General features: G+C 42.8%; 20 protein-coding genes and 1 other annotated feature (1 of these 21 only partly in view). Of the genes, 11 read left to right on the top strand and 9 right to left on the bottom strand.

The window, feature by feature from the left end:
• Positions 1-109: a sequence feature (Thr leader region), on the bottom strand; it reaches 13 nt to the left of the window's first position.
• Positions 48-116, bottom strand: coding sequence for a thr operon leader peptide (gene thrL, locus M1E93_RS02750; protein ID WP_071599685.1), 69 nt, complete (start codon positions 114-116; stop codon positions 48-50). (Overlaps the previous feature by 62 nt.)
• A 654-nt stretch (positions 117-770) precedes the next feature.
• On the opposite strand from thrL, the gene arcA reads away from it, so the two are divergent.
• The gene (arcA, locus tag M1E93_RS02745) at positions 771-1,487 is read left to right on the top strand and encodes a two-component system response regulator ArcA (RefSeq protein ID WP_004926714.1); all 717 of its coding nucleotides are present in this window, start codon (positions 771-773) and stop codon (positions 1,485-1,487) included.
• Between the two features lie 104 nt (positions 1,488-1,591).
• Here the strand turns inward: arcA and creA are convergent, their stop codons facing one another.
• Positions 1,592-2,068 carry a protein CreA gene (gene creA / locus M1E93_RS02740; protein ID WP_014656819.1) on the bottom strand — a complete coding sequence of 159 codons (477 nt, stop codon included), beginning with the start codon at positions 2,066-2,068 and terminating at the stop codon, positions 1,592-1,594.
• 254 nt (positions 2,069-2,322) lie between these two features.
• Between creA and robA the strand changes: the two genes are divergently transcribed.
• Positions 2,323-3,219 carry an MDR efflux pump AcrAB transcriptional activator RobA gene (gene robA, locus M1E93_RS02735; RefSeq protein WP_004926707.1) on the top strand — a complete coding sequence of 299 codons (897 nt, stop codon included), beginning with the start codon at positions 2,323-2,325 and terminating at the stop codon, positions 3,217-3,219.
• A gap of 173 nt (positions 3,220-3,392) precedes the next feature.
• Here robA and gpmB read toward each other — a convergent pair whose 3' ends face one another.
• Positions 3,393-4,040 (bottom strand): 2,3-diphosphoglycerate-dependent phosphoglycerate mutase GpmB, encoded by a 648-nt coding sequence (gene gpmB, locus M1E93_RS02730; RefSeq protein ID WP_004926704.1) that lies wholly within the window; start codon positions 4,038-4,040, stop codon positions 3,393-3,395.
• A 52-nt stretch (positions 4,041-4,092) separates the two neighbouring features.
• Here gpmB and yjjX point away from each other — a divergent pair, with 52 nt between their 5' ends.
• Entirely contained in the window at positions 4,093-4,629 is a 537-nt protein-coding gene (yjjX, locus tag M1E93_RS02725) for an inosine/xanthosine triphosphatase (protein WP_004926699.1), read from the top strand.
• A gap of 182 nt (positions 4,630-4,811) precedes the next feature.
• Here the strand turns inward: yjjX and trpR are convergent, their stop codons facing one another.
• On the bottom strand, positions 4,812-5,132 hold the full coding sequence (gene trpR, locus M1E93_RS02720; protein WP_004926695.1) for a trp operon repressor: 321 nt from the start codon (positions 5,130-5,132) through the stop codon (positions 4,812-4,814).
• A 70-nt stretch (positions 5,133-5,202) separates the two neighbouring features.
• Positions 5,203-7,119 (bottom strand): murein transglycosylase, encoded by a 1,917-nt coding sequence (gene sltY, locus M1E93_RS02715; protein WP_036941904.1) that lies wholly within the window; start codon positions 7,117-7,119, stop codon positions 5,203-5,205.
• A 788-nt stretch (positions 7,120-7,907) separates the two neighbouring features.
• Between sltY and M1E93_RS02710 the strand changes: the two genes are divergently transcribed.
• Together M1E93_RS02710 and ettA are read left to right on the top strand one after the other, a co-directional pair.
• Positions 7,908-8,435 carry a bactofilin family protein gene (locus tag M1E93_RS02710; protein ID WP_014656822.1) on the top strand — a complete coding sequence of 176 codons (528 nt, stop codon included), beginning with the start codon at positions 7,908-7,910 and terminating at the stop codon, positions 8,433-8,435.
• A gap of 921 nt (positions 8,436-9,356) precedes the next feature.
• On the top strand, positions 9,357-11,024 hold the full coding sequence (ettA, locus tag M1E93_RS02705; protein ID WP_014656823.1) for an energy-dependent translational throttle protein EttA: 1,668 nt from the start codon (positions 9,357-9,359) through the stop codon (positions 11,022-11,024).
• An 81-nt stretch (positions 11,025-11,105) separates the two neighbouring features.
• On the opposite strand, the gene nadR is transcribed toward ettA, so the two are convergent.
• From nadR to serB, 3 genes are all read right to left on the bottom strand, one after another.
• Entirely contained in the window at positions 11,106-12,338 is a 1,233-nt protein-coding gene (gene nadR, locus M1E93_RS02700) for a multifunctional transcriptional regulator/nicotinamide-nucleotide adenylyltransferase/ribosylnicotinamide kinase NadR (protein WP_104873007.1), read from the bottom strand.
• 79 nt (positions 12,339-12,417) lie between these two features.
• Positions 12,418-13,806, bottom strand: a complete 1,389-nt coding sequence (gene radA / locus M1E93_RS02695; protein WP_004926679.1) for a DNA repair protein RadA — start codon at positions 13,804-13,806, stop codon at positions 12,418-12,420.
• A gap of 134 nt (positions 13,807-13,940) precedes the next feature.
• Positions 13,941-14,918 (bottom strand): phosphoserine phosphatase, encoded by a 978-nt coding sequence (serB, locus tag M1E93_RS02690; protein ID WP_004926677.1) that lies wholly within the window; start codon positions 14,916-14,918, stop codon positions 13,941-13,943.
• Between the two features lie 96 nt (positions 14,919-15,014).
• Between serB and M1E93_RS02685 the strand changes: the two genes are divergently transcribed.
• Positions 15,015-15,794 (top strand): AhpA/YtjB family protein, encoded by a 780-nt coding sequence (locus tag M1E93_RS02685; protein ID WP_004926675.1) that lies wholly within the window; start codon positions 15,015-15,017, stop codon positions 15,792-15,794.
• Between the two features lie 43 nt (positions 15,795-15,837).
• On the opposite strand, the gene M1E93_RS02680 is transcribed toward M1E93_RS02685, so the two are convergent.
• Positions 15,838-16,620: an energy transducer TonB gene (locus tag M1E93_RS02680; RefSeq protein ID WP_004926672.1), complete on the bottom strand. Its 783-nt coding sequence runs from the start codon at positions 16,618-16,620 to the stop codon at positions 15,838-15,840.
• A gap of 179 nt (positions 16,621-16,799) precedes the next feature.
• Here M1E93_RS02680 and M1E93_RS02675 point away from each other — a divergent pair, with 179 nt between their 5' ends.
• The 5 genes from M1E93_RS02675 to M1E93_RS02655 all read left to right on the top strand — a co-directional run bounded on the left by M1E93_RS02675 (position 16,800) and on the right by M1E93_RS02655 (position 25,739).
• Positions 16,800-17,336, top strand: a complete 537-nt coding sequence (locus tag M1E93_RS02675) for an RNA polymerase sigma factor (protein ID WP_014656824.1) — start codon at positions 16,800-16,802, stop codon at positions 17,334-17,336.
• Complete coding sequence (locus M1E93_RS02670; protein WP_004926667.1) at positions 17,336-18,322, top strand: FecR family protein; 987 nt, start codon at positions 17,336-17,338, stop codon at positions 18,320-18,322. The genes M1E93_RS02675 and M1E93_RS02670 overlap by 1 nt, the downstream gene beginning before the upstream one ends.
• A 117-nt stretch (positions 18,323-18,439) precedes the next feature.
• Positions 18,440-21,208, top strand: a complete 2,769-nt coding sequence (locus M1E93_RS02665; protein WP_426207080.1) for a secretin and TonB N-terminal domain-containing protein — start codon at positions 18,440-18,442, stop codon at positions 21,206-21,208.
• Positions 21,209-21,253: 45 nt separating this feature from the next.
• Positions 21,254-22,960 carry an ABC transporter ATP-binding protein/permease gene (locus tag M1E93_RS02660; RefSeq protein ID WP_104873009.1) on the top strand — a complete coding sequence of 569 codons (1,707 nt, stop codon included), beginning with the start codon at positions 21,254-21,256 and terminating at the stop codon, positions 22,958-22,960.
• Complete coding sequence (locus M1E93_RS02655) at positions 22,950-25,739, top strand: M16 family metallopeptidase (RefSeq protein ID WP_060560952.1); 2,790 nt, start codon at positions 22,950-22,952, stop codon at positions 25,737-25,739. Before M1E93_RS02660 ends, M1E93_RS02655 begins: the two co-directional genes overlap by 11 nt.
• Positions 25,740-25,837 lie beyond the last annotated feature (98 nt).

Here is a 25,837-nt window from a genome sequence, read left to right as displayed (position 1 = left end):
ACATCTGATTGGATGCGGGCTTTTTCGTTTTTTATTTTTTGGATGCGTCAGCCCGCCCCGTTTCCTGTGGTTACGGTGGTGGTAATAATAATCGTAGTCAGGCTGATGTTACGCATAGATTTCTGTCTGTCTCTTGATTCGTTACTTGCTCCCTATACGGTTAAAGCAATTGCCCAAAAATGTCAAATTTATTTGCAAAAAAAGCCCGTTATTCAAAGCGTGACCTATCAAAAATTATCCTATTTTCTCAACAAAATTTAATCACAAATGAATAGGCCTCACAATTTGCTAATTTAAAAAACCAAAAAATTAACAATTGTCAGATTAAAATATCCATAAACTTTTTTTTAGCGTTAGCTTGAATAGTTGGCCATTTTTCACCCAAACGCATCGTTTGAGTAAACAAAGAATAAAAAACTTTTACTCTTTATCTGATAGTTAAACAGCCATTGAATCGGTAAGATTTTCTTCCTAACAAATTTTGTTAACGTGCTACAATTGATTTTGATATGTATCAACAAAAGTTATTTTTTTAGGTGGTAAATGCAGTATTAGCTGTTATATTGCTGTTAACAGCCCAACGTTGGGAAGGTGCCTAAATTTTGATTCAATTTAGAATCTGATGACGATAGAGGCGACAAAATAACCTTGACTCGAAAACATATTTATAACCCATAGACGCGTCGTTCCAGTAAAATAAAATCAAAACCACCTAATTTGGAAGCGGCTTATGAGTTCACAATTTTATTTTAAAACTTTAGGTAGCAAATATGCAGACCCCACACATTTTAATTGTTGAAGATGAGATTGTCACACGCAATACGCTGAAAAGTATCTTTGAGGCTGAAGGCTATGTAGTTCACGAAGCCACTGATGGCGAAGAGATGCACAATGTTCTGTCCGAGCATGACATCAACCTCGTTATCATGGATATTAACCTACCCGGTAAAAACGGCCTTCTCCTTGCGCGTGAATTACGTGAGCAAGAAAGTATTGCACTGATGTTCCTAACAGGCCGTGATAATGAGGTGGATAAGATCCTTGGCCTAGAAATTGGTGCGGATGATTATATCACCAAGCCATTTAACCCTCGCGAGCTGACTATCCGTGCACGCAACCTACTATCTCGTACTATGAATTTAGCTGGTGGCACTGAAGAGCGCCGTTTAGTCGAAAGCTATAAATTTAATGGTTGGGAACTCGACATCAACAGTCGCTCACTGATCAGCCCTGCTGGCGAACACTACAAATTACCTCGTAGCGAATTCCGCGCTATGCTACATTTTTGTGAGAACCCGGGGAAAATCCAAACTCGCGCCGATTTGTTGAAGAAAATGACAGGCCGTGAGCTTAAGCCTCATGATAGAACGGTCGACGTCACTATCCGTCGTATTCGTAAACATTTCGAATCAACGCCTGATACCCCAGAAATCATCGCAACAATCCACGGTGAGGGTTATCGCTTTTGTGGTGATCTCGACGAATAATCCCGCCATCGTTCGATAAAGACCGATGAATAAATAACCCCCAATAATTCCATTATTGGGGGTTATTTTATGCGGGAAGAGCACCTGTAGACCCACTTAAAGACTTACCATGGCATAATAGGTACAGCGCTTAATGCATTCTTCGGTGAGCCATCAATCATCTTGTCTGAATAAGTCAAATAAACAAGCGCATTGCGTTTGGGATCATAAAAACGTACTACCTGCAACTTTTTGAATACTAATGAAGTCCGTTTTTGGAAAACAACGTGCGGTTTTTTCGGTGAACGTTTGATCCGTTCATTCAGTTCAATCGGACCAACTTGTTGGCAAGATATCGCCGCATCAGAAGTATCTTCTGCTAAACCAAGCCCACCTTTAATCCCCCCCGTCTTCGAACGGCTTAAGTAGCAGGTCACATTTTCAACATCGGGATCATCAAAAGCTTCAACAACAATTTTATGGTCAGGGCCAAATACTTTAAAAACGGTATCTACCGAGCCAATTTCTTCCGCAAACGTCGCAAAGGGTAATGCAGACAACAGTGATGCCAATACGATCTTTTTCAACTTGCAAAAATGCATACAAATTTCCTTTTCAACCAGAAGACTTAGCCTCTTTGTTATATACTTTTTAAACAATTCGAGTGACATTTCAGCCATTATTAACCATAAGGCAGCCTGAAATATGACAAGTATAAAAGAAGTTAATCATTTTCTTTACAACTAAATGGTAAATACAACTCTTTTACTATAAACGAAAAAGGTAACTTGATATAGAATAGGCGTTCCTTGATAACCTATATCTGTTTTTTAAGTCTTATTGACTAGGGATATACATGGATCAAACAAATATTATTCGTGACCTTCTTCGCTGGATCGATGATAACCTAGATAAACCTCTATCACTCGATAATGTTGCGGCAAAAGCTGGCTACTCCAAATGGCATTTACAACGGATGTTCAAAGAGGTGACTGACCAAGCAATTGGCGCCTATATTCGTGCTCGACGGCTATCTCGCGCTGCTGTAGCTTTACGACTGACCAGCCGCCCGATTCTTGATATCGCGTTACAATATCGCTTTGACTCACAGCAAACTTTTACCCGCGCGTTTAAGAAACAATTTAACATCACCCCTGCTTACTATCGTCGTAGCGATGAGTGGTGTGCCACGGGTATTTGTCCACCTATTATTTTAGATGAACATAAACATTTAGATTATGAGTTCGTCGAGATGCAGGAGCAGCCTTTAGTGGGGCTTGAGCAAAGCTGTTCTTATGCGCTAGAAGAGTGGTCAACCGCCTGTTCACAGATGCGCCAAACTTTCTGGCACTACTATTTAGAACATACAACCTCGATTGCCTCTGAGGTCTTCGGCTTACACCACGCGATTCATAACGCCGATAAAGAAGATGAGCAGACGGTGTTCTATACCACCGCAGTAAAACCTGAAGATGCAAGTTTTAACAATGCAGAATATAGCCATCTCACTATTCCCGCTGGAGAATATGTGAAGTTTAGCTTTAGCGGTGAAGCAACGCGCGCAGCAATGCAAGAGTTCTTATATCAGATTTATGGCGTCTATCTGCCTAAGCTCAATATCACGCGCCGACCTGGCTATGATATCGAACACTATAAACTCAAAAATGTTGAGTTACGTCATATAGACCATAAAAATGATGACCCGAAATCGCATGTTGCGGCCTTTGATTACTATGTGCCGATAAAACGTTAATAATTTGGAGTTTCAATGGCTCGTTATCTTTCCAAGCTGTGGCATCATGGACTGTCCTAGCTAGCCGAGTCACATATTATTTATGTTCCCGACTATCTCCGTTAGTCTCCTAGCTGCAACTCGAATAAGTTAGAATCTATCATTGTTGGAACTCCAAATTTACACGGTCTCAACTACGCTTGCTGTTCATCTAACGCAGGCTGAGTAAGGTGGGTAACCTCACCAGTACTTTCAACGATCCAACCATTTGCGAGCCAAGGGCTGTTTTGGTAATCCACGCGTGAAATTGAGCAATTACGTAAGCGCAAGCGGCGTTCTGAATAAGCAGGAACCCCTAAAATACGGCTAACTAGCGTACTCAATGCGATCCCGTGGCTGACTAAAAGTGGTCGACTCCCTTTTGGTAGATCGAGGCAACTGTTGAGAGCGGCATACATACGCTGATACAGCTCTTCCATCGATTCACCGTTTGGAATACGCCCGCCTTCTGTGCCATCAATAAGGCTTTTACGCCACTGCTCTTCTTGCTCTGTCAGGCTTTCTATTTCGCGCTGTTCCAGAACCCCCATATTTAATTCACGAAGACGAGGTTCTATGATAATTTCACAACGGCAAACATCCGCAATTATTTGTGCAGTTTCGCGTGTGCGTCCCATATCACTAGTGATAATATGAGTAATGCCTTCTGATTTCATCCTTTCGGCAACTTGCCTTGCTTGCAGACGTCCAGTGGCCGTGAGTGGGCTATCAGATTGGCCCTGTATACGACGTGCCACGTTCCATTCGGTTTCACCGTGGCGAACAAGATAAACCTGTAACATAGATGTGTTCCGTTATTACTTTGCGAAATATGTGTTCAAAGGAAAATAATTAATGTACCAAGTTATAGCTGCAACGACTAATCCTGCCAAAATTAAAGCGATTCATCTTGCTTTCGATGCTGTTTTTGGGCCAGGCACTTATCAAGTAGAAGATATTAACGTTGATAGCAGCGTTCCACAGCAACCTATCGGTAATAATGAAACCCGCACAGGCGCAAGGCAACGTGTAATGGCATCAAGGCAAGTTCGCCCAGAGGCCGATTTTTGGGTCGGGATTGAAGCTGGCATTGATGAAGATATGACCTTTGCATGGATTGTTATTGAACATAAACAGATCCGTGGTGAATCACGTTCAGCGAGTATCATGATCCCAGAAAAAATCCTTGCGGGTATCCGTGAAGGGCGTGAGCTTGGTGACGAAATGGCAGATTTAACTGGCATCGATAACATCAAACAACAAGGCGGTGCCATCGGCTTTTTTACTAACGGGGTACTAACACGCACCAGTGTCTACCAACAAGCACTGATACTGGCGCTGGTTCCCATTAAGCATGAAATTTATAAAGAGCTAAACCAGATAGAAGATTAATTATAACGAAAAAATAACAATAGGGGCAGTCTTTGCCCCTATTTGTCTATATTAATGACACAAATCACACAATTAACACTGACAACTCATCATCTTGAGTCAGTATGGACTGATGCTCAACTCGGCTCCCTGTCATGGAGTAACGTGTATAGAGTGCTCTGTGTTCAATGAATATGCAGTGGCTATTTTAGCAATTGCGCTTCTAACCACTCTTTTACAGGCTGAGGTGCCGATTTTAAACTATTTGAGCCGCGTGTGATGGTAGCGATACCCACCCCAAGTTCATTTTTTAATTCCCTTTGGCTCATTTCACCACGCATCAACTCTTGCACAATTCTGACTCGAGTCGCAAGCGCCGTTCGTTCATCGGGTGTCAGCAACAATTGTAATATGGGATGTTGTAAGTCTTGCTCAAACGCAAGCTGTAGCAATTTAACAAAGCGTTGCCAATCATCGTTCTCATCGGTAGTGAGTGCTGGGTCATTCAGGTGATTTGCAGTCATGTTATCCAACCATACTATTTAACTAGTACAAATGATAACACACTATTTGGCAAATCACCTGTAAAACCTACTAATACTTCATTAACCACTCGTTATCGGTCAATACAGGCCCATGTTGTCCCATAAAGTAACGGTAGAATACGTCATAAGAGAGCACATTTTTCACATAGCCTCGTGTTTCTGAAAAAGGAATACTCTCGACAAAGGCAACAGCATCAAGACGACCGCTACTATTACCTAACCAACGCGTGACCCTTGATGGCCCAGCGTTATAAGCCGCACTTGATAGGATACGGTTATTAGAGAACTGCTGATAAACATCATCTAAGTAAGCCGTACCGATTTCAATATTCTTAACTGGGTTCACCAATTGGCTGGTATTGACATAACCATCAATTCCTTGCTTCTGTACCGTATGCTTCGCCGTCGCTGGCATGAGCTGCATTAGCCCCGTCGCCCCAACAGGGGATTTGGCTTGTGGGTTCCATGCACTCTCTTGACGAGCAATCGCCATGGCATAACTTTTAGAAATCGTTTTACCTTTTGTGTAGTGTTCAAACTCTTTTTCCCACGCTAATGGAAAACGTTCTTCTAAATGATTCCACAACTTCGCTTGGATAGTTGCTTGCACACTTAAATCCGCCCAATTGTTATCAAACGCATAACGGGCAAGCTGCTCTTGCTGATTTGGTGGTAGTGAAGCGACTAAACTTACCCATTCGGTACGAGCAAGATTGTCCATTTCCCAATACATTAATTCACGTACACGCTGGATTTCTGCTAACTTATCTAGCTGTTGGCTATCCGGTTTTTCAGCCGTTTTAATATACAGAGGGTATTCCGTGTTTAATTTTTGTGCTGCCACCATTGGGTAGAAGCCTCTGCCCTCGATGAGTTTGCGTAGAATGGCTTCACCTTCTGCTTTTTTGCCTTCATTCATTAAGGTGATGGCCTGCCAATATTGCCACTCATCTTTATGCCGTGCATCAGCGGGAAGCTGTTTCAGCCATTTTGCTACTCCTGCTTTATCCCCAGCACCAAGTGCTAAGCGAATACGGCGCTCTTTTAGGGCTGTTGAATCCGTTTCACTGATCACCTCATCGCGCCAGTTTTCTTGCTCAGGTGTGACCGCCCCCATATATTGCCAAGCAACACTATCTTTTAATTTTTGAGTTTCGGCAAAATTCATTTTTTGCGCGTTACTGATCCCCTTTAACGCGGCTCGTGCCTGATCTGGCGATTGGCGCGCATAACGGCTAAATGCAGCTATCGTGGCTTGACGTGAAAAATCGGTCGGTGTCATCGTCTTAGCAAAAGTGGTAACCGATGCAGGATCATTTTGCAGCTTCACTAATGCATCACCAATCGTCCTATAACTTGGTGGCAGACGCTTCGCTAAATAGGTAGCCATTGAAGTATTACCTGCATCAATGGCAAGGTGGATCCGTTCAAGGATCATTTCCGGTGTTAAATGGCCGGCTTTTTCCCACTCATTAAACAATTTATCGCAAGCGGCAGGCATTGAACGCCCATTAAGCCAAGATTTCTCCGCCCCTTGCCAAGCGAGCGTTTTATTGCCTGTAGCCCAATTAGCATAGAAATAGTTACATTTCGCCTCCGCAGGCATAGGCTCTTTAGGGCTGAATGCCAGCAAAGATTGCCACTCTTGGCGACGAGCAAGTTCATTCACAAAGCGATTTTTTAACGTTTTTGCGACTGGTAATGTCGGGTGAGCGTCAATAAATGCTTGTACTTGACTCGGCGAAATAATATCGAGGTCTTGCGTTAACTCTCGATATTCTAAATAAGGGTACAATGGATACGTTTGTAATGTCGGCAATAAACGTTCAACTTCATCCATTTGCTTGGCATCCCAAGCTTGTTTGATGGCTTGATAACGCTCTCGTTGAGCCTGTAAAGAGTCTGCCCATACCGTCGTCGATACCAACATCATGGCAATCGGCACTGCCATCAAGAATTTTTTCATACTGACTATTTCCCTATTCCCGCGCTGCTCTAAATTTTTCGCTTCTATAACTATACTCGAAATTATTCGAGTTGCATGTAGGTGTTCAGTGAAGTTTTCCCAAAAGACCCCATCAACTCATCGGTTTGAGTCACTAAACACAACTTGTATTGATATGGCCTGAAATATAATGCGTATCAGGTGGATACAACTTTGTTAAACGATTTTTATCAATATAAAATCTTTAGGTTGAAAGCAACAGGAGTGTTCTTGAAATTAACGCCTTGATAGAGAGTAGCCTCTTTCTATACGTCAAAACACCTAGTAAAATAGTGGTTAATCCACCGAATAGACTACGCTGAATCACGTAAAATGATGGATTTGATAATCGTCGGCTTTATGGCACATCGTTGAATAACATGATGAGTTATCTATAAAAATGGTTGTTAAATAGATAAAAATCAGTGAGCCATGTTTATTAATAGGTATGAATGCTTAAATTACTCAATATTGATGTATTATTTTCAGTAAAAATAGACAAATCTTGATCTTTACTGTTAAATAATATCAGTGGATGTAAAAACTATTTAATTTTGTCAATATGATGAAGCTCATTTGGAATAATCTAAACTCCCTTTAAAATGAGATATGATATGGATTTCAAAAATTTATTTTTTTCTATTCTTGGGTGCGGATGGGCATATCTTTTAATATACACATTAACAGATATTCACTCTTCTCTTGTATCTCTGCCTTTCCTAATCATATTCTTCATTGTTTTTTATATACTCTCTACAAGGAATAAAAGGATGTTTGCGAAAAAAAGTAAAGATAAAGATAACGTTATCGAAGCGGCAAAAACGCATGAGTTAACGCCCGAAAAAGAAACGGTTGAAATTAAAGAAGAAAAAGTGCTTTCAACACCTTCAGCACGCAAGAGCACTTCTATTTCAAGTAGTTGCAACATTTCCGGTGACCTTGTTTTAGATGAAGACATCCAAATATTCGGTCATATAAAAGGGAGTGTTCGTAGCAATGACGGTATTGTCACAATCCAAAAAGAAGGGGTTGTTGAAGGCGAGATTTATGCTCAAACCATTTCAATCAACGGCATTATGAGAGGCTTATGTGTCTCTGAAAACTTGGATATTCTAGAAAATGGTCAGCTCGATGGGATCTGCCAAACTAAAAACCTAACCATTAAGAAAGGTGGGGTATTCACCGGAACCTCTGAAAGAACAGATAAAAAAATACAGGCCAGTGATGTACAAAGAGAGCTTAAACAGAAAAAACCTGATATCGTTAAGTTAGAATCAGCGCCTATTTCTAATCAATAAAATCTATTTATTTTCAGATTTTAATGATATTAAAAATTAATTCTATAGTGGTCATCGCTCTGCTATAGAATTAATATCATCTATAACATATTTAGATGTCGATTTATTATGCTAATAATTTACTAATAATCTATTTTAATCGCTATGTGATTTTTAATATTAATCGCTATTTAAATATTAATATCAAATAATAAGCTCTCAGTAATCTTCAAAACATAAAAACAGGAAAACCTATTTTATTGAACAGTCGCCGTTTGCTGCATCTTGCAAATGGTTAAGCGTCTGCTTTACACGCTGATTTTTGGGCTTTGATAGACATCTTTAGCTTATCGTCAAAATCATCTTCACAAAATTTAGATAACTCGGAAGAAAAAGTAATAGAGGTAAAAGTATTAACCCTAAATAATCTTTTTTATATCAGATTTATTAATGAAATATTAAATGGCATGTCACTCTACCATGATCCAATAAATACCTTCATCAAAGCTAAATGAAAATAAATTTCCATTAAGCCTTAAACTAAATTCACCCTAACAAGACTAATCGATATGTTTATCTATAAAACAAAACAGCCCCCGTATTAAAAAATAGCCAACACCCCCCGTTCCCCCCTGTTAATGATTATTTTTTGTTTACAATGTAAAAGGTCATTTACCCCATGATGAAACATGCGCGTTTTTACTTAATTTTGATCCCGTCTTAAGTGGGGGTTAATTCACAAGAAAGTATCGGAAACACACGCAACTATTGACTTAGAGTGAGGAACAATTAGAGTGAAGCTCAGAAAAATTTTAAGATAGAAAGTAACGTTTACAGCAGCAAAAGTCGCCTAAGGTATAATCGCGTGATAAGACGGTCATATGTCTGCTAAAAACACTATCAAATATTGAACTTTCGTTTATAAAACAATAGGTAAAAAAATTGGCTCAATATGTTTATTCTATGCTCCGAGTCGGAAAAATTGTTCCACCGAAGCGTCATATTTTGAAAAATATCTCTCTGAGCTTCTTTCCTGGGGCGAAGATTGGTGTTTTAGGTCTTAACGGTGCGGGTAAATCAACCTTATTACGCATCATGGCGGGTATCGATACGGAAATTGAGGGGGAAGCACGCCCTCAACCCGGTATCAAAATTGGCTATCTACCACAGGAGCCTAAGCTCAACCCTGAACACACTGTTCGTGAAGCGGTTGAAGAGGCAGTCTTTGAAGTTAAAAACGCATTAACGCGTTTAGATGAAGTTTATGCCGCTTATGCCGATCCTGATGCGGATTTCGATAAGTTAGCTAAAGAGCAAGGCGAGTTAGAAGCCATTATTGCTGCGCAAGATGGTCATAACTTGGATAACCAGCTAGAGCGTGCTGCCGATGCACTGCGTTTGCCACCTTGGGATGCTAAAATCGAAAACCTATCCGGTGGTGAGCGTCGCCGTGTTGCTATCTGCCGTCTTCTGTTAGAAAAACCGGACATGCTGCTCCTTGATGAGCCAACTAACCACTTGGATGCGGAATCCGTTGCTTGGTTAGAACGTTTCTTACATGACTATGAAGGCACTGTTGTGGCGATCACCCACGACCGTTACTTCCTTGATAACGTTGCAGGTTGGATCCTCGAACTTGACCGTGGTGAAGGTATTCCATGGGAAGGTAACTACTCTTCTTGGCTAGAACAAAAAGATGAGCGTTTAGCGCAAGAGGCTTCAACGGAAGCGGCAAGACGTAAATCGATTGAGAAAGAGTTAGAGTGGATCCGCCAAAATCCAAAAGGCCGTCAGGCGAAAGGTAAAGCACGTCTGGCTCGCTTTGAAGAACTTAACAGCGTTGAATACCAAAAACGTAATGAGACCAGTGAATTATTTATTCCACCAGGTCCACGTTTGGGTGATAAGGTTATTGAAGTTGAAAACCTCAGCAAATCTTACGGTGACCGTGTTCTTATCGACAACCTAAGTTTCTCCATTCCAAAAGGAGCCATTGTCGGTATCATCGGCCCTAACGGTGCGGGTAAATCAACCCTATTCCGTATGATCTCAGGCCAAGAGCAGCCAGATTCAGGCACCATCACCTTAGGTGATACGGTCAAGATTGCCTCTGTAGATCAGTTCCGTGACTCCATGGACGACAGCAAAACGGTTTGGGAAGAGATCTCGAACGGACAAGATATCATGCGTATTGGTAACTTTGAGATCCCAAGCCGCGCTTATGTGGGTCGCTTTAACTTTAAAGGCGTTGACCAAGGTAAACGTGTTGGCGAGTTGTCCGGTGGTGAGCGTGGACGTCTGCATTTAGCTAAGCTGCTACAAGTTGGCGGTAACGTACTGTTACTCGACGAACCCACGAACGACCTCGACGTTGAAACATTGCGTGCCTTAGAAAACGCCTTGTTAGAGTTCCCGGGCTGTGCAATGGTTATCTCGCATGACCGCTGGTTCCTTGACCGTATTGCAACTCATATTATTGATTATCAAGATGAAGGTAATATCACCTTCTTTGAAGGTAACTTCTCTGAGTATGAAGATTACAAAAAACGGACTATGGGTGCCGAAGCTCTACAACCTCATCGCATGAAATATAAGCGCATGAGCAAATAAGCCAAGCCTCCTACAAACACAAATACCTCATGATGAGGTATTTGTGTTATTCCAATCTCTCACTTTCAATAACCCATTATATTATTCGTCTAACATCAGCAATTGCTGTACTAACGAAATACAGGTGAGAAAACGGGTATCATAGTCAGGAGAATCAACATGAACAAATTCCACGTTGTTTTTCTTTAGCATTTCAATTAACAAAGATTGAAACTCTTGCCGGTCTTTTTCACTCCCCAAGCTACGTAAACCATCGGCTACCCATGGGGTATTATTTTCTAATAAGATCACCAGATCAAAACGATACTCATCAATCAAGGCCTGTACGAAAGGATGCTCTTTGCCCTCATAGCGCTTACAAAAAGCCTGAGTGGTAATAAAATCGGTATCAATAAAAGCGACCTTATTGGCATATTTAACCGCGAAATCAATATATTGAGCATGGCCTAATGCAATTTTATCGTAGTCAGAATATTGCAATGCCATTTCATCACCACCAAGATGAGAAAACACATAATCACGCCCAAACTCCCACGCACTGGTGGTATTAAAAATATTGGCCAGTTTGTTGACGAGTGTCGATTTTCCACTCGATTCACCACCGAGTATTGCCACTTTACGTACAAAGAAGGGCTTCACTTCTGTCGGAATATAATCCCAATATCGGAAAGGGGCCTGACGAATTTGATTACCACTGATATTCATGAAGGTCCGTTCAGGATCGATTAAGATAGTTTCTATCCCTAAGTACTTTTTATAGCGCGGTGCATCATTGGCTTCACCCGAATAGATAAAACTTGGGTGAATATTGTGCTTTTTCAAAAAGCCCTTCATTCCCTCACTCCACACTTCCCAACCGTGTGGATAAGGTTCGATACCTTGCTCATCGAATGAATGAATATGAATATTTTTTTGATATTTGAATGTTTGTAATAACCAACGTAGACGGTCACTGACTGTCGGCTGTTGTGACATGGAGCTATTCACGAATAGGTCTTTATCACGCGGCTCATCATGGCAAAGAATGACATGTAACTCATCAACTTGACTACAAGCACGCTGGATCAAGTAGATTTGACCTGTATGTAAGGGATAGAATTTCCCGAAAACGACCCCAATGCTTTTTTGTTTATTTGGGTATTCCAGCCCTAAAAAGCGATGAAGTGCCGCGATCTTTTGTGCGCTCGGGCTTTTAATTTTGTTGTTGATAAGCTGGCTGAGATACCCTTTGGTCATATCAGAGGCATCAGCAACTTGCTGTAATGTATAGCCAGCTTGCTTAATTGCATTCTTAAGATAGTCAAATTCAGCCATTTAGTTCCCTTATTTGCTCTCAATAATTCGAAATGTAGCGCTATCGAACGCCACGAAAGTGCGAAATATGACGAGACGATTAATCAAATTCATCCATTACGCTTAAAGCATCTGACAACTTTTTCACACCATACACTTTCATATCGGGAGGTGATTTTTTGGGCATGTTCGCATGGGGAACAATCGCCCGTTTAAAGCCATGTTTTGCCGCTTCTGAAATACGCTCTTGCCCACTCGGCACAGGGCGAATTTCACCAGCTAAGCCAACTTCACCAAATACCACAAGGTCTCGTGGTAAAGGACGATCCCGAAAACTGGAGACTAAAGAAAGCAATAACGCCAAGTCCGCACTCGTTTCAGTGACCTTAACGCCGCCAACCACATTCACAAAAACGTCTTGGTCTGACATTTGTAAGCCACCATGGCGATGCAAAACAGCCAATAAAATCGCAAGACGGTTTTGCTCAAGCCCTACCGCAACTCGACGAGGATTTGACATCATTGAATGGTCGACCAATGCCTGTATCTCCACCAGCAGTGGGCGTGTGCCTTCCCATACCACCATGACGGAACTACCCGATGTGATTTCATCACCACGACTTAAGAAAATAGCCGAAGGATTATTTACCTCTTTCAAACCCTGTTCCGTCATCGCAAACACACCTAGCTCATTAACCGCACCAAAACGGTTTTTATGGCTACGCAAAGTACGAAAACGGTTATCGGCATCCCCATCCAACATAATCGAACAGTCGATACAGTGCTCTAACACCTTAGGACCAGCTAAAGAGCCATCTTTCGTCACATGACCGACCATAATGATAGCGACACCGCGCGTCTTGGCGAAACGCGTCAAGTAAGCGGCGGTTTCACGCACCTGAGCCACACTGCCGGGGGAAGATTGGATATCAGCCATATGCATGACTTGGATTGAGTCGATCACCATTAATTTAGGTTGCTCTTGCTCTGCCGTTAAACAAATTTGCTCAATGCTGGTTTCAGATAGCATATTTAGCGAATCCGTCGGCAAACCAAGGCGATGTGCACGCATAGCAACCTGTTGCAGCGACTCTTCCCCTGTGACATACAGTGTTTTCATTTCGCGTGAAAGTAAGCACATGGTCTGTAGTAGTAATGTACTTTTCCCAGCCCCTGGGTTCCCGCCAATCAAAATCGCGCTCCCCGGTACGACGCCACCACCAAGTACGCGGTCAAACTCTTTAAATCCTGTGGTAAAACGCGGCAGCTCTTCAAGGCTAATTTCTGATAGCTTTTGCACACGGCTTACGCCAGCAGCATTTCCGGCATACCCCGTTAAGCGATCATGACGTGGCGATGATTGACTTGAGGCGAGGCGCACTTCTGTAATGGTATTCCATGCATGACAGGCACTGCATTGCCCTTGCCAGCGCGGATAATCCGCACCGCACTCATTACAGACAAACGCTCTTTTTGCACCTTTCGCCACAATATTGCTCCTATTAACCCTTTTTTAACTAACTGCCTTTAATTCAAAGTATATGCTATTCAATAATCCGCATAGTTGCTGCCCGTAATACTTAAAATACCCCGTCGCTTTACGGCTGCCCTGTATGATGAATATTACCGCTCTTCGTGCTTAAGCCCCCCGCTCAACACGCACATAACCCCCATTAAATCAGCATGACGGATAGCCACTTTGGCACGTGCGTAGACTTTTGGCTTCGCGTGATAAGCTATTCCTAACCCCGCCTTACGCAACATTTTCAAGTCATTTGCGCCATCGCCGATTGCCACGGTTTGTTCAATCGGTATTTCTAAACGCTCTGCTAACTTAACCAGCGTTTGTGCTTTAAATTTGGCATCAACAATTGGCCCTTTGACTTTACCGGTGAGCTTGCCGTCTTTGATTTCTAGCTGATTCGCAACAGCGGCGACCAATTTTAATTGTTGACGTAAGTTATCGGCAAAGAATGTAAATCCTCCTGATGCAATCGCCACATGCCAATCCATCGCTTGTAATTTACGAACAAGGCTGGTTAAGCCAGGCATCAATGGCAGCGTATCCATGACTTGCTGCAAAATCATCACATCGGCCCCTTTAAGTAACGCCACACGCGCTCTTAAGCTTTCCGTGAAATCTAACTCACCTTGCATGGCTCGTTCAGTCACTTCCGATACTTGCTCGCCCACGCCATACAAACGTGCAATTTCATCGATACATTCAATTTGAATTGCCGTAGAGTCCATATCCATTAACAGCAGGCCCGGTGAACGTAAACGGGGAATTTGCCCTAATGGAACAACATCTAATAAACTTTCATCGGCTAATTTTTTGATGCGAGGAGTAATGCTTCCCGCAATTCTGACCACTTGATAGTCATCGATTCGCCATGATGAAACGATCACTATCGCTATCCCCAAACGCTGCTGAAAATCGCTGATCCGTGCCTTATCTAACCCTCGTCCATATAATAACCAACCACTGTCGCCAGCGCGATAATCTAAAGGCATGACCTCTTCACCGCTCAATGACAGCGGTAACCCAGGCCACTTTTGAATTTCATCGGGTAAATAGCAATAGGTCAAACTCGTTGACATGAAAATTAGCTCCTGTAATCGACTCAACGTTTTATAATAAAAATATGCCCCAAAACTACCTTATCTGTACAAGCTCTGGCAACATGATGCCAGAGAATGGATAAAGAGCACTTAGTGATTTCTATGAAACTGACCTTTAAGCTTCACAAAACAGTGATAATTATTATCTGTGTCGCATTAATCGCCCTATTAATGCATGGCATAACCTATTTAGGTAACAGCCAAAACCAAAACAGAGTCGAACAATTTAAACAGCTAACTCGAGTTTTGGCCGAACAAGTGGCTTTCAGCTTATCCGATTATATCGTTTCCGGCAGCAAAGATTTTAATCGAGAACGCATTATCGCCAATTTAAACAATGTCACCAAAGACAAATACATTTTGGATGCCAGTATTTATTCGGCGGGAGGAACCTTAATTGCGAGTGCGGGAGAGTCAGTTCCGGTACGTGAACGCCTTGCCATTGATAGCAAACAATCAACACAACCTTTTCAATATCAACTGGTTGTACCTATTCCCGGAAAAGAAGAGCCAAAAGGTTATTTACGGCTTACCATTGATACTGAGCTACTAACCACAGAAATTCAGCAAGCTGATAACAGTACCAATGTATTACGTTTCTTTATTTTATTAGCGCTCTGTATTGGGATTGTGCTGGCAAATACCTTATTCCGCACCAAGAAAAAGAAAGGCAAAAATGTACCGCCTCAGCTCGTTGTTGATGAAGACAGCGGCAATGAAGATGATGAAAATATGGCACCAAACATTGCCAAAAAACCTCATTTTGACCGGAAAAGAAGCGAACATCGGCCTTATCGCCCTAAAAGACGTCGTGCTAAAAGCAAGCCGAATAAGCCCAAACCCCCTGAAAATTAAGCCACGAACTCACACTGCTGAGGATCTCCCCTCAGCAGTTCAATTACATGGAATAAGTATCAAAAACAATCGGTGCAACGAATTCGACTTTGCCATCCACTAATAGCGTTTCAGGAGGGGCTGGGAATGGCGCTGCGCGGTTTATGGTCGCAATCGCCTCTTTATCTAACAGTTTGGTTCCAGATGAATTAATCAAACTGGCACTAATCACCTCACCGTGACTGTCCACCATCACTTTGACCTGAGAGACACCGGTTGAACGAAAACGTAGCGCCGCCCTTGGATAACGTTTCGCTTTTGCTAAACGCTGATGAACCTCACTGTGCCAACCTTGATGACCACTCACCGCCACCGAGGCATTACTGGAGAAGTTCGCACTGCTACTTGCTTCACTCCCCGCTGCTGGTGCCGAAGTCACTGCTGACTCTTGCGTACTGAGAGGCGCCTCTTCAACGACTTTTTTGACTTGTGTAGGTTTCTTTTTAGGTGGGTGTTTCTTTTCGCTGACCTTGGTTAAGGTTCCATTATTAACTAACGGTGTTTCGGGTAGTTTTTCTGTTTTTTCAACTAATTCAGGTAAAACTTCCTCATGTGTCGCCATCTGCTGTTTCGCAGCATGATTCACTTCAGGCTCTGAATGCTGCTCAAGCTGATAAACGCCTAGTTGTAATGATATTGCGGGTGGCAATACCCCTGTTGTCGGTATTGACGCCGTAAACCAGCCAATAAATATCACTGCGAGTGTTCCGTGGAAAAGAAGACTTAAAAATAAACCGCCCAGTGGACGGAAAATCGGGCGCTCTAACTTACCCGCGATACTGCTCATATTCTGCCTCACGACTTTATTTTTTGCAGATTATAGGCATAATACAAACAAAAATGATATTCATTATTATTAATAACATTCTAAAGTTAAAATAACTATTTGAAATAAAACAATAAAGCGATTTGAGCAAATCTTTATCACGCCTAAGCGTGTAATTTAACTTTTAACACCAGCGAAAAATGACTATTGATAAATCCCTTGCCCGTAAAATTAGCGGCGCATATCAGTCAACGTATAGCCAACTTGTCCGCTTTTTCCGCAATCGGCTAGGTAATAGTAACGATGCTGATGATTTATCTCAGGATGTGTTTACACTATGGCTTAATCGAAAAGAGCAATCTCCGATTAAAGAGAGCCGTGCTTATTTGTTCAAAATCGCCAATCATGTGTTAATTGACCATTGGCGACGTCATCAACGCCAATCCACGTCTGAAACAAACATTGATGATGCTTTACTTGAACAGCAGCTCGAAGAGACACAAGCTGATCCCAGTGAAATACTGGAGCATCAACAACGTATCCAGTGGCTTAGTGAGGCGATCGAGTCGCTCCCTCCACGGCGTCGCGAAGCTTTTTTGCTCTACCGATTTGATGGTTTGTCACAAAGTGAGATTGCTGAACGAATGGAAATTTCCATTAGTATGGTCGAAAAGCATATAGCAGCAGCTTTGGTACATTGTAAAAAACACCTTGATAATCAGAGCAATAATAATTAATGACACGTACAACACACTCTGAGCCGGATACATTAGATTCTATTGATGAGCAAGCAGCGCTGTGGTTCACCCGCAAGCACAGTCAGCAGATGAGCGCTGAACAAGCAAAGCAATTTGATATCTGGTTACACGCATCTCCTGAGCATGCGAAAGCCTATGAAGCGATTGCAGGGGTTTGGCGCGAGTTCGATTCAATGCCACGGCCAGCGTCTATTGAACTCCCCCCGAAAAAACAGCTCTTTTTCCGGTTATGGCGCCCATTGGGAAATACCTTAGCAGCGCTATTTATTGCCGCTATTTTATTCTTACCCTATAGTCAGCTACCCTCAATGTTGTTCAACAATATGACTCTCGTCGCAACTAATATGCCAAAAGAGGTCACTCTATCAGATGGCTCTGCATTATTTCTCAATCGCCAGACACGCGTGCGGGTAGCCTATGAAACAGAGGTTCGGCGGATATATCTAGATGAAGGTAACGCTTATTTCAAAGTCAAATCCAATCCTTATCGGCCTTTTGTGATTTTAGCCGATGAAAGGCGCATTCAAGTCATTGGCACTGAGTTTGAAGTCGATAGACATCAGCAACAAGTCGCTGTCCGTGTTAGCAAAGGGATAGTGAGTCTGAAAACAGGGCAAGAGCAAGCAACGACTTACCTGTTTGCTGGGGATAGCGCGACTAGCTCTGCCATCAATAGCCCTGTCAAAATGAATAAAATTGCGCCTCTTGATGTGGCAAGGTGGCGTTTTGGTGAGTTGAGCTTTACTGATAAACCATTGGCTGAGGTGCTCTCTGAACTTAACGCTTACTCACCCGTCAACATTGAATTATCACCGCCTTCTTTAGCGCAAAGTAAAATCTCTGGTCGGATCAATTTACGTCAACCTGAGTCATTTTTCCAAGCACTTCCAATGCTTTTACCTGTACAAGTCGTTTATCAAGACAAAAATAACATATTGATTATTCAAAATAAAAAAAATAAATGAAAATTATTTCGATTTACGGGTGAGGATAATTCTCATTTCCCCCTCTACTTAAGCAGTTGTTATTTATTTTGCCATTTTTAGCACACTTTTTGTGCCGCTTAAGAATAAGGGATACTCATGTCTATTCGATTCACCCACAAACGGTTTAAGCCGCTTGCACTGTTCGTTGCCGTTAGTAGCGCAATAGTTTGCCAATCTGCTGCTGCGCAAGAAGTCGCTTTCTCACTTCCAGAACAAGCACTAGCCACTTCTGTGGCACAGATAACCCAGCAAGGAAATATCCAATTACTGTATGACAAGAGCCAACTCAATGGCCTACGCGCGCCTGCATTATCAGGTCACTACACCGCACAAACCGCATTACAAAAAATACTTATCGGTAGCGGATTAGAGTTAGTCAGTGATAATGGCATCTTCGTGATCCGTTCACAGAACCTTAATCAAGGCACATTAGTCCTCCCCGAAACACAGGTTTCTGGGGTCGTACAACAAAATCACCCAGCGACAGATGTTATGTCTGCGCCACAGTATGTGACATCGGAAGAGATCAGCCAACGTAACACGGGCGATGGCAATATTACGGATCTGATGAAAACCAACCCTGCCGTTCAATTTGCTAATAATGACAGCAACTCAATGAACCAAGGGGAAATAAAGCCTTCGCGTATTTCAATTCACGGCTCCAGCAGTTATCAAAATGCTTATCGTCTTGATGGCGTTAGCTTCAACAATGACTTTGACCCCGCAGATAATGGCCTTGGTGAAACAGCAACCCGCTTAAGCAGTAGCGATCAGGGGATCTATATCGATAGTCGTCTTATCGATAGTATGGCGGTCTATGACAATAATATTCCTGTCGAATTTGGTGGCTTTACGGGGGGAACCGTTGAGGTTAATAGCCGCCGTTGGCAAGGTGAAAACAGCGCACATGCCTATTATCGGTTAACCCGCTCCGGTTGGAACAATTTATTTCATGATTCCTCGCTTGGGATCGATACGACCAAGAATGACACCGCTAACCCTGCTCGTTTCCAAAATCGCTACGATAAAGATGATTTTGGTGGTTGGTTCGAATTAGGTGTCAGTGAAAATTCAGGTATCGTATTTTCAGCATCACGCCGCAGTTCCACGATACCAATGACGGTAACTGGCGGCGATTCCGTTATCTTTGATGAAAATAATCAAGTGGAAATGGTTAATTTCGCTTCAGGTGAAAAGAAGCAGCACCGTACATCGGATAACTACTTCCTGAAATATTCGCTCGACCTATCAGATAAAAGCACATTAGATCTCTCAGCTAACTATGCCTCTTACGATAGTCGTCTATTTTCTGCTTCAGTCATGAATTCAGGTTATGATTCAACCCATGATGGACTGGGTTTTACCGCGGTTTTTAAACATCAATTTGATATTGGCCAATTCGAGTTAACCGCTAACACCCAAACACTCAAAGATGATCGTACTGATGACCAAAAATATTCACTCACAGTCCGTGCTATTGACTATTCCACCTATCAAACCACGGAAAGTAGCAGCGGCGGTTTAGGCGATCTCACCTCAAAACAGAAAAATCATGGGTTAAAGGGGGTGATGCGTTTTAATACCATGGAAGATGGCATAGGCCTCACTCATAAACCCACTTTAGGCGCAGAGCTCAATTACACCAAAGGCACTTATCGACGAGATAAAGACTACTTCCGTTATACATACACAGGTAGCATAGATGACAGTGGCATGTATAACGGTTACCTCAGTAATGTCACTCGATTCCAAGCAGGAAGCCACGCTGCGGACTACACTAATTATGCTGTATTCCTTGATGACAATATTCAATACGGCAAGTTAACCATTCGTCCGGGGATCCGTTTAGATCGCGACGACTTCGTTAATCGTACCAATATAGCACCGCGTTTATCCGGTAACTACGACGTCTTTGGCGATGGCAAAACACAGATTATTGCAGGTGCGAACCGTTATTACGGTCGCTCAATGCTCACCTATGCCTTATATGGCGCACAAAATGATGGGATGCAATTATGCAATAGTTATGATGGCTGCTCCCTAGATCCTAATAAAAACGATTGGGATAACAAAAAAGATTATGAAGGACTTGATTCACTTAAAACCCCTTATAACGATGAGCTAACCCTTGCACTGCAACAGGAGATCTTATCAACCACATGGCGCCTACAATATGTCCACCGTGAAGGTTATGATGAGGTAAGAACGCGTACCAAATACGACACTCGTGATGCAAGTAAACGTAGCATTCGCACCTTTGATAATGGCGGTCGTAGTTCACATGACACCGTGACACTTTCCGTTAATAACAGCCAACCTTGGGAGTGGGCAGAAGCTTCTCATGTGATGACCGCTTCACTGACATGGCAGCAAAGTGAAAGTAATACGCCAAAAGATGCAGGCTATAACTCGTTTGATCCTGCCAATAAAGTGAACCTCAACAAGGTATGGTATGACGGTAAAGTCATTGATGCCTCGAAACTGCCATCCACCAGTTTCAACTCGCCATTCAAATTAAACTTAGAACTGACCAGTGTTTGGGATGATTACGACCTAACTTGGTATAACCGCCTGCAATGGTGGGGCGCACGCGACCAAGCTGTTCGCTATGACAATGCCTACGCATTTGATCCCGAGTATGGGCAAGTTCGTAAATACACCAAACAGCACTTCTCCAGTAAATACACATGGGATACCCGCCTTGGCTGGAAACCTGATTTTGCCTATGGCTTTGGTTTCTCTGTTGAAGTGAACAATATCTTGAATAACAAAAATATCGCAGACCGCTTTGTGTTCGAAGATAGGGTGCTGAAATCTTACGATCCAGTTCGCCAATTCTGGCTACAGGTCAATTACGACCTTTAAATCTTGTTAGCAATGTGAGCAATCTACAACAATACGAAGAACGTCATGAAGACACTGAAACAATTTTTCTATTTAGTTAAACCTTTTTGGGGGCAGCGCGCTGCCCTTTTCTGCTGGCTACTGCTTGCCGCCTCACTGGGGCTAACCCTGTCATCGGTCTGGTTCAATGTCAAAATGAACATGTGGAACGGTGATTTCTATAATGCGTTACAGAAACTGGATGGTCAGGCACTCTATGGCCTCTTGCAATATTTTGTGGTGTTAGTAAGCGGATTAATTTTCGTGGTCGTTATGGGGAACTATCTCAAGCAAATGCTGATCATTCGTTGGCGTAAAGGCATGACAGAGTTAGTGCTCAATCGCTGGCTTTCTCCAAACAGTAAACACTACATGCTACGATTAACCTCACAAGAGCCAGATAACCCTGATCAACGTATTGCAGAAGATATTCGATTACTGATTGAATCGACACTGAATCTGCTGGTCACCTTCCTGCACTCAATGTTAACACTGGTCTCCTTTGCCACTATTCTTTGGACACTGTCAGGTAGCCTCTCATTCAACTTGGTGGGTACTGATTGGTCTATCCCCGGTTATATGTTTTGGGCCTGTATTATTTACACCCTTATTGGTATCGCCTTAACGCAATGGATAGGTTTCCCTCTACGTCGCTTAAATATGGATAAGCAGCGCCGTGAAGCCGATTACCGTAGCGCCTTGATCAATTGCCGTCAGCATGGCGATGCAATAGCAGGGCAACGTGGTGAGACGCAAGATAGAAAAGAGCTCATGCAGCGCTTCGGTGAAATTATTCGTAATTGGAACCGCTTAATTCGTTGCGAACGGAACCTCTCTTTTTACACCGTTGGCTACCAACAAGTGACCGCTCTCGCCCCTGTATTATTGGCGCTGCCCAAATTCCTCGCCGGCGAAATTATGTTAGGCGGTTTGATGCAGTTACGCCAAGCCTTTAGCAGTGTTGCCACTTCATTAGGCTGGTTTATTTTCGCCTATAAAGAAATAGCGGCATGGCAGGCTACCGTCTCACGTCTATATAATTTTGTGATTTTATTGGAAAATGATAAAGCGGCTGAGGTAGAAATCACCGAAGAACCACATTTACTTGATGCCGCTGTTAAAGTGACTACCTCAGATAATCGCACTTTAATTGAGCATGTGCATGTCGTGGCTAAACAAGGGGAAGTCACTTTAATTTCTGGACGCTCCGGCATTGGTAAATCAACCCTATTACGTACTTTAAGTGGCCATTGGCCATTCTTTGAAGGTGCGATTAAACGTACAAACCACCTAATGTGGATCCCACAACGCCTTTATCTTCCTATCAGCCGTTTAGACAGCTTACTGGCATACCCTCAAGATGCTAAGCAATTTACAGAGGCTGATTTTAAACTCGCACTTAGCAAAGTGGGTCTAGAGAAACTGCACTATCAATTAAGTTTAGAGACAGACTGGCATAACCGATTATCAGGTGGTGAGCAACAACGCATTATGTTTGCTCGACTTCTTCTGAATCGCCCTAAATTATTACTTTTGGATGAAACCACTTCAGCACTTGATGAAAATAGCGCCCTTGAGTTAATTCAACTCATTAAACATGAACTACACGATAGCGCTATTGTGTTGGTTACCCATCAACGTTTCCTATCACAAGTTGCCGAACACACTCTTCCGCTTCAAGAAGCGCAAACTCGCGCCAATATAACCACAGGATTGCCTGAATATGCTTCGTAAAATATTACTCGCCGCTTTTATTGGCCTCAGCCTCACAGGCTGCGGGGTGTCTGCTTCATCCAGTACGATGGGGCAGAATTTATTGCCTATCCGTACTGATTTGCAACATTATCAATTAGATAATGGCCTAAACGTTTACCTATTACCGCGTTCTCAACCAGGTGTTGAGCTACGCTTATTAGTGAAAAGTGGCTCGTTGCAAGAAAACGAACAACAGCTAGGATTGGCCCATTTTACTGAACATATGGCCTTTAAAGGTACAAAACATTTTCCAGGCACAACAGGCTTTAAACAGTTAGAACAGCAAGGATTGAAGCTTGGCAGTCATGTCAACGCGATCACTAGCCTCAATTCAACCTTATATAAGCTATCACTCCCGAACGCCACACCAGCACAAGTCTCAACAGCCCTACAAGTGATGGCGGATTGGGCATCCAATATCTCATTTGATCAACAAGCGTTTGAAAAAGAGCGCCCAGTGATTATTGAAGAGTGGCGTTTGCGCCAAGGGATGGGCTATCGTGTTAATGATAGCCTTGAGCATTTACGCTACCACGGTAGCCGCTATGCAGAGCGTAACCCAATAGGGGAACTCGATATCGTTCGCCAAGCACCGATTGAACTGGCAAAAGAGTATTATGCGACATGGTATCAGCCACAACGTATGACCCTGCTGGTGATTGGGGATTTCAATCAATCTACAGTACGTGACGAAATCAATACGCTTTTCGCTATACCAAAGCCAGAAACCTTGTCTCAAGACAATCCAGAATGGAAGCAGTTTGCTCACTCTAATTTGCTGTTAGTTCAACCAGTGTTTGATAAAGAGCAAGGCGCTCGTTATGTTCAATTTGCTTTGCAAAAAGACATTATCGCCCCTCTCAACACACGAGAAGGGCAATACGAAGATTTAATGGATAGCTTATGGCTCGCCATTCTAAATCAACGTTTCTCTGTCTTAGTGGATAATGGCGTATTACCCGCCATTAGTATTAATGAGCAAGGCTCGATGTTAGATAACCAGCGCTTACAACAATTAATGATTATCCACCCTAAAGGAGATGATTATATTGGCGCCACTCAGGTTTTATTTACTGAGCTACAGCGATTAGCGACTGAGCCGGTAACACAAGAAGAGCTTGATAGCGCTCGTCAAAATCTATTGAAAAAACTCAGCCAGCAGGCCGCCGCTGAACAGCGCTATGGCAATGATTATTTGGCAGGTCAATTAACCACCGCGCTTGAATATGAGATGCCAATGTGGAATAAACGCCAACAATTGGATAAGAGCTACCAACTGATTGGAAAAGTTAAACCGCACGATTTACAGCAGCACGTTGCTAACTTTTTAAATGAAGCTTCACCACGCTTAGCCCTAATTGGTCCTGATACTGACGCAAATAAAGTCAATCATGCGGACTTTAGTGAGCAGTGGCAAAATACCCGCCTAAGTTCACCGGGGCCATTCACCTTACGCTCTCAAGCGATCACTCTGCAATTGCCTAAAGTGGCTAAAGGCACAATCACTGAGCAGACTGCACTTCCTGTCGCAAAAACCGAACGTTGGCTACTTAGCAATGGTATTCAGGTCATCGTCAAAGCTGATAAAAATCTTAAAGAAGATATTCAGTTTAATTTACAGCTACCCGGCGGCCGTTCACTTGAAACCATGCAAACTGCGGGGCTAACAGATTGGGCATTAAAGCTACCAGAAAGTAGCGGTTATGGTGAATATAGCGCACGTGATTTGGCATTATTAGCGAAACAAAATCAGATTTCGCTTCGCCCTTATAGTGAATTGCTCACTCATGGTTTCCGCGGTAAGGCCCCTGTTGATAACCTCGAAACCGCCCTGCAATTACTGCACTTAAAATTGACAGTTCCGCAATTTAGCGGTGAAAAATTAGAGCAGCAGAAACAGTCATTTGCGTTGAACCTTGCCAAAACACCTGTTGAGCGCACCTTCCTTGATAATATTAATAAGGAAAGCTACCAGCACGGTGAACTGTTAGTCATTAACCCACAAGGTGGCTGGAAAAATTTCACCGCTGGCCAATTACAGCAAGCTAACCGCCAGTTACTCACTTCGACGGCGAATATGACACTGGTAATTAGCGGAGCAGTGAATACCCGTGACTTAAAACCATTATTAGAACAGTGGGTTGCTTCTATCCCTGCCAGTCATCATCAGCTGGCATGGCGTGATCAGGGGATCATGCCTAAAATGGCGAGCTTCAATAAAAATTACCCGATCAGCAGTAGTGATAAAAGTATGGTCAGCATCCAATTTGCTGCCCCTGCACAATGGACACAGCAAGATCAGTTAGCAATGCAACTGCTAGATACCATTGTGAGCCAACGTCTACGCGGCGAACTCCGCGAAAAAGCCAGCGGTATCTATGCACTTGGTTTTTCACAAATGCTGGCGAAAAAACCGCAGCCTTACTATTTTGCACGCCTCAACTTTACCACCTCACCAGAACGTACTGAGGAGATGTCACAGATCGCCCAAAAGACAATTAATCAACTACGTCACTCAGGGGTAAATAGTAAAGAATTAACTGAAGCAAAAAATATTTGGCTTACGGAAAATGCACAAATAACCGACAGTTCAGGTTATTGGACCGAGGCGTTAGCTCAGGTCGCTGCCGATGACCAACAATATCAGCGTCTAAACCAAGAGCGTGCCATTATCCAGCAACTTACGGTCAATGATCTCAACCGTATCGCCAATCAATATCTGGGGCAAAACCCGAAAGTATTTACGATGACACCATAACCGTAGCTATTGAAGGGGGTTAATCCCCCCTTTTTATTCGCTTAAAATACGGGCTGATAAAACGCTGCCTCACGAAAATACGATCATTTAATTATTTG

The organism is Providencia sp. PROV272, assembly GCF_049901975.1.
Classification (GTDB): domain Bacteria; phylum Pseudomonadota; class Gammaproteobacteria; order Enterobacterales; family Enterobacteriaceae; genus Providencia; species Providencia stuartii.
Note: the sequence above shows the minus strand (reverse complement) of the source record. Positions and strands in the feature narration are given on the sequence as shown.